This is a genomic window from Streptomyces panacea, assembly GCF_040560175.1.
Taxonomy (GTDB): domain Bacteria; phylum Actinomycetota; class Actinomycetes; order Streptomycetales; family Streptomycetaceae; genus Streptomyces; species Streptomyces panacea.
In genome coordinates this window covers 1-10795 of sequence record NZ_JARJHW010000230.1, presented here as the reverse complement: position 1 = coordinate 10795, position 10795 = coordinate 1, and the positions used below count along the sequence as shown (strand labels likewise).

Here is a 10795-nt window from a genome sequence, read left to right as displayed (position 1 = left end):
GGCAGGAGTGTGGGCGGTTGGAGGTGCCGCTGGACTATCGGGAGCCCGGTGGGGAGAAGGTGACGCTCGCCGTGAGCCGGGTGCGCAGTGAGCGGCCCGAGGCGCGGCGGGGGGTGCTGCTGATGATTCCCGGGGGGCCCGGTGGGTCCGGGGTGCAGGCGCTGGCCCGGAAGGGGAAGGCGTTGCAGGGGGAGATGGACGGGGCGTACGACATCGTGAGTTTCGATCCGCGCGGGGTCGGTGGGAGTACGACCGCGAGTTGCGGGCTCGACGCGGACGACCGGTATCTGGCGAAGCTGCGGTCCTGGCCCGGTGCCGACGGGCAGATCGGTGAGAACGTGGCCCGTTCGCGCCGTACCGCCGAGGCGTGCGACGAGAACGGGGGCGCGGTGCTGCGGAGTTTCACCTCCGCCAACGAGGTGCGGGACATCGAGCGGTTCCGGCAGGCGCTTGGGGAGGAGAAGCTGTCGGCGTGGGGCAGCTCGTACGGGACGTACATCGGGGCCGTGTACGCGCAGAAGTACCCGGACCGCACGGACCGTTGGCTGCTGGACAGCAGCGGCGACCCGGACCACACACGGGTCGAGCAGGGCTGGATGGCGAACACGTCGCGGGCCGTGGAGGACCGCTTCCCCGACTTCGCGGCCTGGGCCGCCGACCCGGCCCGTGACGCGGAGGGCGAGGGACTCCGGCTCGCCGAACAGGCCGAGGACGTACGGCCGTTGTTCCTGGCGCTCGCGGCGCGACTGGACCGCGCGCCGAAGGAGTCGACCACCGAGGGCAACCCGCTGACCGGCAACATGCTGCGGCAGGCGTTCCTCAACGGCCTCTACAGCGACTCGGTCTTCCCCCAGCTGGCGCGGCTCGTCCGGGCCGCCCAGGACCCGGCCGCCACACCCGTCCTGACCCCGGAGGTCACCCAGCCGCTGCGCGACGAGGACGCGGCGGTCGTGATCGGCGTCGTCTGCAACGACGTGCGCTGGCCCACCTCCGTCGGCGCGTACGCGCGGGCCACGAAGGAGGACCGCGCCCGCTATCCGCTCACCGCGGGCATGCCCCGGAATGTCGGGCCCTGTGCCTTCTGGAAGAGCGATTACACGGACAAGCCGACCCGCGTCACGGACCGGGGCCCGTCCAACATCCTGATGATCCAGAGCCTGCGGGACCCGTCCACGCCGTACTTCGGTGGTCTGAAGATGCGTGAGGCGCTGGGCGACCGGGCCAGGCTCATCACCGTCGACCAGGGCGGTCACGGGATGTATCTGGGCAACGGCAACGCGTGCGGCGACACCAAGGTCACCACGTTCCTGAAGACGGGCGAGCGGCCCGAGCGGGACGTGTACTGCGCGAGTTGAGCCGGGGTTAGGGCCGGTCCCCGGCCCTAACCCGACTTGCCGAACAGCTGGGTCCAGTACGTGGCCATCTCGCCGCCGCCGCGGAGGCCGATGCCTATGTGGGTGAAATCCGGCTTGAGGATGTTGGCGCGGTGTCCGGGGCTGTCCATCCAGCCCTGGACCACCTCGGCGGCGGAGCGCTGGCCGCACGCGATGTTCTCGCCGATGCCCCGGTGTGTGCAGCCCGCGGCGGCGGCCCGGTCCCACGGCTGCCGGCCGTCGGGGCTCGTGTGGGAGTAGAACGCCCGCGCGACCATGTCGTCGCTGTGTGCCTGCGCGGCCGTCGTCAGCCGGGGGTCGCCGGCCAGGGGGCGCAGGCCGGCGGCCGTACGCTCCGCGTTCGTGAGCGTGACGACGTCGGACGTGACGGCCGCCAGGCCGTGCGGGGTCAGCGGGCGGGCCCACACCGCCGTCCAGTAGATGTCGCCGCCGGGGGCCGGGGCGTGGGCGATGCCCACCTCCGCGAGGGCGGGGTCGCGCACCGTACGGCCCATGCGGGTGTCGGTGAGGCAGTACGCCAGGAAGTCGGCTTCCGTACGAGGGCCGGAGACCAGGTGCTCGGCGACGGTCAGATAGGCGTATCCGTGGGACAGGACCCGCTGGTAGAGGGAGGCACCGCCCGAACGGCCCGGTCCGGGGGTGGCGTCGAGCCGGCCCTTGGCGGCCATGGCGGCGCAGTGTGCCTGTGCCGCCGCCGCGAGACGGGCGTCGGACGTGACGGGCGGCGCGCCGGACCGTGACCGTTCGGCGTTGACGAGAGCGGTGAAGCCCCCCTCGGAAGTACGGCCGGGGCTGGGGCTGGGGCGGTCCTCTGCCACCTCGATACCGAAATCGCGCGCGACCCCGGCCAGCCCGTCCGCGTAACCCTGGCCCAGGGCCCGCAGCTTCCACCCACCGCCCCGGCGGTAGAGCTCCGCGAGCAGCAGCACGCTCTCGTGCGTCGGGCGCTGTGGTGTGAACCGGGCGAGACCGCGGCCGGCGCTCCCCGTCACCGACAGGGTGGGCGCGGGCAGCCGTCCGAGCGGTATCGCCGGGTCGGCGGCGCTCACCACCACGGTGACCCGGCTCGCCCCGGCCCGCAGCCGCCCCACGTCCACCGTGACCGTGTCGGCCCGCAGACTCGCGCCGGGCGCCGACGGCTGGTTGTAGAAGACGAAGTCGCCGTCGCCGGAGACCTTTCCGTCCTCGCCGGTGATCAGCACGGACAGATCGAAGGGCCCCGGCACCCGGATCGCGAGCGTGCCGCCGGGCAGAGACACGTTCCCGCCTGAGATCAGGTCGAGCATGCGCGGGCCCCCTGTCGGTTGTGGATCGTTCGTTCGTCGAAGTGAGAACGGCGGGCGTGAGCGGCTGGGTTCCCGCCCCGCCCGTCGTGGCCACCTCTCGCCATTTCGTACCCGCCGGGAACTCGGGCCCGCCACGCCGCGACAACTCAGGAGGACGCGCACCAACCGCTGGACCTGGAGGCCATTGTGGCGAGCGACGTGACACGCGACGACTGGTACGACGACGACAGCCTGTGGGTCGACTTCGCCCCCGCCATGTTCTCCGGCACCCGCGCCGAGACCGTCGCCGAGCTGGTCAGGACCGCCCCGCTGCTGGACTTCCCGCCCGGCTCACGCGTCCTCGACCTCTGCTGCGGCCCCGGCCTCTTCCTCGTCCCCCTGGCCGCGCGCGGCCACCGGGTGACCGGCGTCGATCTGAGCCCGGCCATGCTGGAGCGCGCCGGAGCCGCCTGCCGCGCGGCGGGGGCGGCGGACGTCAGGCTCGTACGCGAGGACATGCTCACGTACGCGGCCCCCGATGCCTACGACGTGATCCTCAACGTCTTCACGTCCTTCGGCTACTTCGAGGACGCGGACGACAACTTCCAGGTGCTGCGCAACGCGTGGCAGAGCCTCGCCCCCGGCGGCCGGCTGCTGGTCGACGTCATGGGTAAGGAGGTGCTCGCGGGCTGGATCGGCCGTCCACAGGTCGTGGATCTGCCGGACGGTTCTTACGTCGTGCAGCGTGACACCGTCCTGGACAGCTGGCGCAGGCTCCGTACCGACTGGACGCTGGTACGCGGCGAGAGCGCCCGCACCGCGTCCATCAGGTCGTTCCTCTACAGCGCGGCAGAGCTGCACGACCTGTTCGTGGCGGCCGGGTTCGCGGACGTCGAGTGCTTCGGGGACTTCGACGGCGGTCCGTACGACCAGAGTTCGCGTCGGCTGATCGTCCGGGGGGTGAAGAAGTGACGTGCCCGCGCGGCACCCGGGGACGGGGCCCGCCCCGCCCCGGCCCGCGCGTGCCCCGACGTCCGTACGCCACGCTCCACAGTCCTGGAGGACCCGTACGCCATGCCCCAGCTCAGTCCGACCACCCCCCGCCTGTCGGTCCCCGTGCACGACCACATCACCGACGCCATGAAAGCCCCGGCCTTCCTCCGGCTCTCCGAGAACGTGGTGCTGGCCCGCTTCGAGACCATGAAGGTGTACGCGGCGCTCGGCGCCGTACGCGAGCTGCTCGAACGCGGCCGGGTCGTGCCCGGCCAGACCCTCGTGGACAGTTCGAGCGGTATCTACGCCCTCGCGCTCGCGATGGCCTGCCATCGCTACGGCCTGCGCTGCCACATCGTGGCCTCCACCACCGTGGACGCCACGATGCGCGCCCAGTTGGAGGTTCTCGGCGCGACCGTCGACCAGATGCCGCCGTCGCAGAGCCTCCGGCTCGACCAGGAGCGGCGTGTCCGGCATGTACGCCAACTCCTCGACGCACGGCCGGACTTCCACTGGATGCGGCAGTACCACGACGGCGTGCACCACACCGGCTACCGCGAGCTGGCCGCCCTGGCCGCCGCCGCGCTGCCCGGCGAGGACCTGACGGTGGTCGGCACCGTCGGCACCGGCGCCTCCACCGGTGGACTCACCCGCGCGCTGCGCGCCGACGGGCGCTCGGTGCGGCTGGTGGGCATTCAGCCGTTCGGCAGTGTCACGTTCGGCAGTGAGGGCTTCAGCGATCCGGACGCGATCATCGCGGGTATCGGCAGCTCCATCCCCTTCGGGAACGTGCGCCACGAGCTGTACGACACCGTGCACTGGCTCGACTTCCGGCACGCCATGGCCGGTGCCGTCGCGCTGCTGCGGCAGCACGCGGTGTTCGCGGGGCTGTCGACCGGCGCCGCGCATCTCGTCGCGGGGTGGGAGGCGGCCGGCGATCCGAACCGTACGCATCTCGTACTCGGCGCGGACACCGGACACCGTTACGCGGAGCGGGTGTTCGCCCGGCACACGGAGGCGTCCGACCCGAGCGCGCTGAAACCGGAGCGGATAGCCGAACTCGCCGAACTGCGCCCGCCCTGGGCCGTGATGGAGTGGGCGGGCCGGCCCGCGCCGCCCGCCGCCGCCGTCGAATCCGAGGGTGAGGCGGGCCGATGACCATCGCCGCCCTGGAAGCACTCTCCTTCGGCCTGGGACGTACGGCGCGGGCCGCCCGCGCCGCCGGGCACCGGTTCGTGCTGCTGACCGGCGACCGGAGCGTGTACCGCCACGAACTCGCCACCGTCAGCGGTGTGGACGTCATCGACGTCGACACCTCCGACCCGGACGCCGTACGCCGCGCGCTCGCGCGCCTGCCCGACCTCGCCGGGCTGATCAACACGACGGACACCTGGAGCGCGCCCGCGGCCGAGCTCGCACGGGAACTCGGGTTGCCGGGTCCGGATCCGGAGGCCGTAAGACTGCTTCGTGACAAGGCGCGCGTACGGCGGACACTGCACCGGGCGGGGTTGAGCGCCGGGACGTCGGTGGTGGTCGAACCCCGGCGGGAGAGCGCGGAGTTGGTGCGTGAGGGCGTCGGGCTGCCCGCCGTACTGAAGGTGTCGGCGGGGACTTCGTCGCGTGACGTGTGGATCGTGCACGACGAGGAGGATCTGGCCGCGGCCCTCGCGGAGGCCGAGGAGCGCGGGCGCGGGCCCGGCGGGAAGGGGCCCGGCGGGACGGGGCCGGCCGGGCAGTCGGCGGCCGGGCAGGGGCTGAACGGGCGGCTGTTCGCCGAGCCGTTCCTCGCCGGGCCGCTCTACAGCGCCGAGACCCTGAGCTGGGAGGGGCACACGCGGCTGCTGGGTGTGCTGAGCCGGCAGACGTCGCGCCGCCCCGCCGTACGGGAGGAGGCCGCGGCCTTCCCGGTGGCTCTGCCGGACGATGAACTGGCCGCGATCGAGCGCTGGGTGGGCGACGTACTCGCGACGGCCGGGCACGATCAGGGCTTCGCGCACGTCGAGTTCGTCCTCACACGGCGCGGCCCCGAGCTGGTGGAGATCAACCGCAGGATCGGCGGCGCCCTGGTCGCCGAGGCCATGTGCCGCACGCTCGAAGTCAATGTGTACGAGGCGCTGGTGGACGTCACGCTGGGACGGCGCCCGCGACTGCTGGACGCGCCGCTGCGGCCGACCGGGCAGGCCGTCGCGTTCGTCCTCGTGTACGCGGACGAGCCGGGCGTCCTGGACGGGTGGGCCGGGCTGGACGGTCTGAACGCCTTTCCGGGTGACGTGAGTTGGTACCCGGTGCGGGCACCGGGCGACGCCGTGCGGCACGTGGGAGACCAGCGCGGGTGCACGGGCATGGTGCTCGCGGAGGCGGCGACGGCGGAGTTGGCGCAGCACCGGGCCTGGAGCGCGGCGACAACGGTGCGGCCGGTGATGAAGACGGCCGAGGGGGGATGAGACCACCGGGCCTGGCACCCACGCTGACGGGTCCTCAACTCTTCCTGCTCGGCGGCTCGTTCCTCATCACGCTCGGCAGCTTCGCCGTACTCCCGTACATGTCGGTACTCCTCCACGACCGCTTCGGGCTCGGCCTGGGGGTGGTGGGGGCCGTGCTGGCAGTGGCGTCGCTGGTGCAGTTCTCCGGCGGTGTCGTCGGGGCGGCGCTGGCGGCCCGGATCGGGCTGCGGGCCACGATGCTGGTGGCGCTCGCCGTACGTACGGCGGGCTTCGCCGCCTTCGTACCGGGGCTGACCCGGCCGGTCGTGGCGGTCGGCGCGCTGTTCCTGGTGTCGTGCGGCGCCGCCCTGTATCTGCCCGCCAACAAGGCATATCTGGTGGCGGGTTGTGGGCCGGAGCGGCGGCCGGGGCTGCTCGCGGCGAGCGGTTCCGCCTTCAACGCGGGCATCGCGCTCGGGCCGCCGGCGGCGGCGCCCTTCGTACTGACGTCGCCGGCCGGGCTGTTCACGGGGGTGGCCGTGCTGTTCGCGCTGGTGGGGGCGGGTCACGCCCTGCTGCCGTCCGTGGCGGACGACCGGGCGGCGGACGGCGGGGCGGCGGACGACCGGGCGCGGGAGCAGGGAGCAGGCCAGGAGGGGGGAGCCCACGGGGACAGGGCCGTGGAGGGCGGCATGGCCTCCGGCCGCCATCTCCACCTCCCGCCCTTCGCCTTCACCGTGCTCGCCGTCTACATCTTCATGTTCTTCCAGCACTACCTCGCCCTCTACGCCGTCCCCCGTACCTCCACCGCCTTCTACGGCACCGTCCTCATGGGCTACGCGATCCTCCTCGTCGTCGCCCAGCCACTCTTCGCGCGCCGCCTCGCCGCGCTCCCGTACACCGCCGCGCTCGGGATCGGATTCGGCGCGATGGCCGCCGGTACGGCCGTGCTCGCGCTCGGCGGCCGGGCGGGGATCGCGGTCGGCGCGGTGCTGCTCTGCCTCGGCGAGATCGTCCTCTTCCTGAAGAACGACCTGGAAGCCCTCGACCGGTCCACCGCACCCTCGGCGACGGTCTTCGGCCGACAGCGGCTGGCGGCCGGACTCGGGGCGTTCGCGGCGGCCGTGGTCGGCGGTCAGTTGTACGGGGCGGCCGAACGGGCCGCTGCGGTACCGGTGTTCTGGGTGCTGGTCAGCGCGCAGGCGGTGGTGCTGCCCGCGCTGTTGGCGGTCTGCGTGGCCGGGGCCGCGCGGCGCCGCACGGGAGGCGAGCAGGTCGGGGCTCACCTCCCGCGCTGAGGCGTGTGCCTCACCCGGCCATGACCGCCACCGCGCCGTCCGGGTTCTCCGCGCCCTCGTCCTGCGGCTCCCACACCGCCGCGAGATCACGCCGGGCGCGCGCGACCCGGGACCGTATCGTCCCGACCGGGCAGCCCAGCGCGTCGGCGGCCTCCGCGTACGACAGCCCGAGGAGGCGGGTCAGTACGAACGCCTGCCGGCGCCCCGGATCCATTGCGGCCAGCGCGTCCGAGAGCGCCACCGACTCCTCGAAGCCCGGCAGATGCCGTGGCTGGGCACGGTCCGCGACGGTCACCCAGTCCGCGGTGTCGGCGATCCGGGGCCGTGCGGCGGCGCGCCGGTACCGGTCGACGACCACGCGGCGCGCGATCGCCAGCAGCCAGACGCGCGCGCAGGAACGCCCCGCGAAGCGCGCGAGGCTCGCCAGCGCCCGCAGATAGGTCTCCTGGGTGAGGTCGTCGGCGCCGCGCACGTCGGCGCTGAGGTGCGCGACGAAGCGGCGTACGTCGTCATACGTGGCCCGTACGAAGAGTTCGGCCGCCCGCCGGTCACCGAGACCGGCGGCCAGGGCCCACGCGGTGATCTCGGAGTCGTCGGCGGAGCGGCTGTTGGGGGTGTTGTCGGCGTTGTCGGCGCGCGGGAGTCTGCCGGTCGTCGGATGTATGCGGGTGGGGGGTATGCGCGTGGGCACAGCTGTGTGCAGGGCAGCAGGTATCACGGAAAGTCCTTCGCGTCCGGGCCGCGTGGCCCGTGGAATCAGAGCGGTGGGTTGCGTGGGGTGGAGAAGCGCTCAGGACGGAAGGAGTGGCGGCCCGCGCCGCGACACGACGTGCAGGGCCGGGAGTTGGGCCGGGGGACGGACCGGCCGGTAGGTGACGGGGGGCGCGAGCACCGGGAGGTACGTCGGCCCGCCGCCGCTGAGCACCGCGTGGGCGAAGCGGAGCCGCTCGTACACGAACAGCTTCAGAGAGCCCATCAGCCGTACGAACGCGCGGTCGCCGCGCCACAGCCACAGGCCGCACACGAGGCCGGCGAGGAGGTGGGCGCCGACCATGCCGGAGCTGAGGCCGGAACTGTCGAGGAGCCCGGTCAGCCCGTTCGGGCTGAGGAGTTCGCCGAAGGCGTCGTGCGTCATCTCGCCGCCGCCGCTGCCCTTCATGGCGCCCGTCCCGCCGCCCTCATGGCCGCCGTGCCCGCCGTGGCCGCCGGGCGGACGGGGGTGCAGGCCGCCGAACACGCCGTGCAGCAACATCTGTCCGCCCGCGCTCGCGGCGACGATCACCGCGCCACCGCGTTCCCTCCGGGACAGTAACCAGCCCGCGCCGCACACCGGCAGGAAGGCGAGGGCGAGCACGCGTGGTGGTAGCGGGCCACCGGACGACAGGGCGTGGCCGAGCCCGGACACCAGGACACACACGGCGGCGAAGACCGCGGTGCGTGCGAGGCGGAGTGCGGGTCCGGCTCCCATGGCCGTCATGGTGCCAGCGTGACAGGGCGGTCGCGAAAGGACACCTGATGGGTATACATCGGATGTTCACGCGCTATGCGGGGACAAGGAGTTGGTGTGATCCAGCTCACATGAAGGGCTCGGGAACTTTTGGGCCCCGGCCACCGACACCTCCAACAGTACGACTGAGCACCACGCACAAAGGCACCTACGCACGCACCCACGCACCAACTCCGTACGTACGACGGAAGATGACGGAACCGGAGACCGCCCGATGAATCCGCCCCCAGAGCCCGTGACGCCCGACGCAGAGAAGACCCCGGCCTCCAACCCGGTGGCCGAGGCCGAGGCCCCGGCCACCGCCACCGCCGCCGCGGACGCCGAGCCGGCTCCCGCAAAGGCCACGGCCACGGACACGGACACGGACACGGCCACGACGACGGCCGCGACCACCTCACCCACGCCGCGCGTCACCCTCCGCTCGGACCTGCGGGCGAGCTGGCTCGACGGCACGGTCGCCCTGGTCGTGACGGCCGCCGTCTTCGTCATCCTCTACGTCCGGATCAAGGCGGAGACGTCCTCCACCCTCACCGTCATGCCCTTCATGGCGGACACGGGCGAATTCTGGATGTACTACCTCAGCCAGGCGTTCGGCTGGGCCGCGCTCCTGTGGGCGTGGGGCACCGTCATCATCGGCCTGCTGCTCTCCGGCCCGCGCCCCGCGCGCCTGCCGCTCTCCGGCCCCCGCCTGGAGCGTCTGCACCGCACCACCAGCCTCAACACGATCGCGCTGATCGTCGCCCACGCGCTGCTGTTCGCCGCCGAGTTGATCTACCAGGACACCGACTCCTGGCCCTCACGGGTGGGCAGCGCCGTACTGGAGACGTTCATCCCCGGCGGCTACAACTCCGGCACCGGCGTCTGGGCCATGCCGATCGGCCAGGCGGCCCTCTACCTCGCGATCCCGCTGGGCCTGCTCTTCTACGTACGCCACCGCATCGGCCCGAAGACGTGGCGGATCATGCACCGCTTCGTGCTCGTCGTGTATGTCCTGAGCGTCTGGCACACCCTGCTGTACGGCACCAACGTCTGGTACGACGGAGCCTTCCGCAACACGGTGTGGCTCCTCCAACTCCCCATCGCCGCACTCTTCCTGCTCCGCCTCCTCCGTCCGGCCCGCCGCTCGGAACGCCTCGCGTCGCCGAGCGCGCACCGCGGTTCGAAAGCCGGCTGGAGTCTGCGCATGACGGGCCGGGTGGCGGCCGTGGCCATCATCGGTGTCCTGGTCGCGGTGATCGCCTCGGGGCGGGACGGCGGGCGTACGGTGCCGCCCGAGGACACGTCGTCCACGCACGTGCACGACGAGTGACAGGACGTCGGCCGACGGCCGCGAGCGTACGACCGACCTGACCGTCACCTCTCGGTGTCCTCCGCGCCGTAACGTGCGCACCTTCCCCATCTTCTCCACCTCCTCCACCATCCCTCACGCCCTCTTCGCCGCCGCCCCGGTCACACGCTCAACCGGGCCCGGCGAAGGGGGCGTTGCCCATGTGAATTCCATGCGGTTGCCATGGAGCACGGCACTCGCGGTCGCCATACTTTCCAGAGGGACACCCACCCTCGACATGGTCGATTCGGAGCGTGCTGTGATCGACGAGACGACAGCGGGCCTGCTGGAGGCGGCAGGTCCGCAGATGTACCGGCGGAACTCCTTCCGTATCACCGGCCTGCCCACATCCGCCGACCGGCGGACCGTCCGCCAGCGGCAGCAGCGCATCACCCCCGCGCTCGAACTCGGCGCCGACGTCGACCTCGGGCACTCGCTCCCCGTCCGGCTGGACGACGTCCGTGGCGCCTTCGACCGCATACTCGGAGATCCGCGCCGCCGGCTGGTCGACGAACTGTTCTGGCTCTGGGACGGGGCCGGGGACGGGGCCGGGGCTGGGTCGGAGGGCGGCGGCGCGTCCTCCTGTCT

Annotated in this window: 9 protein-coding genes and 1 pseudogene; 7 read left to right on the top strand and 3 right to left on the bottom strand. The window is 72.6% G+C overall.

Annotated features, from left to right (window positions below; all coding sequences use genetic code 11):
• On the top strand, positions 1–1355 hold a 1355-nt coding region (locus tag P3L51_RS32520; protein ID WP_354608930.1), incomplete at its 5' end, for an alpha/beta hydrolase.
• Between the two features lie 26 nt (positions 1356–1381).
• Here P3L51_RS32520 and P3L51_RS32515 read toward each other — a convergent pair.
• Positions 1382–2680 carry a CAP domain-containing protein gene (locus P3L51_RS32515; protein WP_354608929.1) on the bottom strand — a complete coding sequence of 433 codons (1299 nt, stop codon included), beginning with the start codon at positions 2678–2680 and terminating at the stop codon, positions 1382–1384.
• Positions 2681–2935: 255 nt separating this feature from the next.
• On the opposite strand from P3L51_RS32515, the gene P3L51_RS32510 reads away from it, so the two are divergent.
• From P3L51_RS32510 to P3L51_RS32495, 4 genes are all read left to right on the top strand, one after another.
• Entirely contained in the window at positions 2936–3631 is a 696-nt protein-coding gene (locus tag P3L51_RS32510; RefSeq protein ID WP_354608933.1) for a class I SAM-dependent methyltransferase, read from the top strand.
• A 102-nt stretch (positions 3632–3733) separates the two neighbouring features.
• Positions 3734–4810 (top strand): pyridoxal-phosphate dependent enzyme, encoded by a 1077-nt coding sequence (locus P3L51_RS32505; protein ID WP_354608928.1) that lies wholly within the window; start codon positions 3734–3736, stop codon positions 4808–4810.
• Entirely contained in the window at positions 4807–6096 is a 1290-nt protein-coding gene (locus P3L51_RS32500; protein WP_354608927.1) for an ATP-grasp domain-containing protein, read from the top strand. Before P3L51_RS32505 ends, P3L51_RS32500 begins: the two co-directional genes overlap by 4 nt.
• The gene (locus P3L51_RS32495) at positions 6093–7373 is read left to right on the top strand and encodes an MFS transporter (RefSeq protein ID WP_354608926.1); all 1281 of its coding nucleotides are present in this window, start codon (positions 6093–6095) and stop codon (positions 7371–7373) included. Before P3L51_RS32500 ends, P3L51_RS32495 begins: the two co-directional genes overlap by 4 nt.
• 10 nt (positions 7374–7383) lie before the next feature.
• Here the strand turns inward: P3L51_RS32495 and P3L51_RS32490 are convergent, their stop codons facing one another.
• On the bottom strand, positions 7384–8088 hold the full coding sequence (locus tag P3L51_RS32490) for a sigma-70 family RNA polymerase sigma factor (protein WP_435594576.1): 705 nt from the start codon (positions 8086–8088) through the stop codon (positions 7384–7386).
• Positions 8089–8163: 75 nt separating this feature from the next.
• A complete protein-coding gene (locus P3L51_RS32485) occupies positions 8164–8850 on the bottom strand; it encodes a hypothetical protein (protein WP_354608925.1) in 687 nt (228 codons plus the stop codon).
• Positions 8851–9115: 265 nt separating this feature from the next.
• Here P3L51_RS32485 and P3L51_RS32480 point away from each other — a divergent pair, with 265 nt between their 5' ends.
• Positions 9116–10189 (top strand): ferric reductase-like transmembrane domain-containing protein, encoded by a 1074-nt coding sequence (locus P3L51_RS32480; RefSeq protein WP_435594575.1) that lies wholly within the window; start codon positions 9116–9118, stop codon positions 10187–10189.
• A 277-nt stretch (positions 10190–10466) separates the two neighbouring features.
• Positions 10467–10795 (top strand): annotated as a pseudogene (locus tag P3L51_RS32475) (hypothetical protein); the annotation flags it as partial.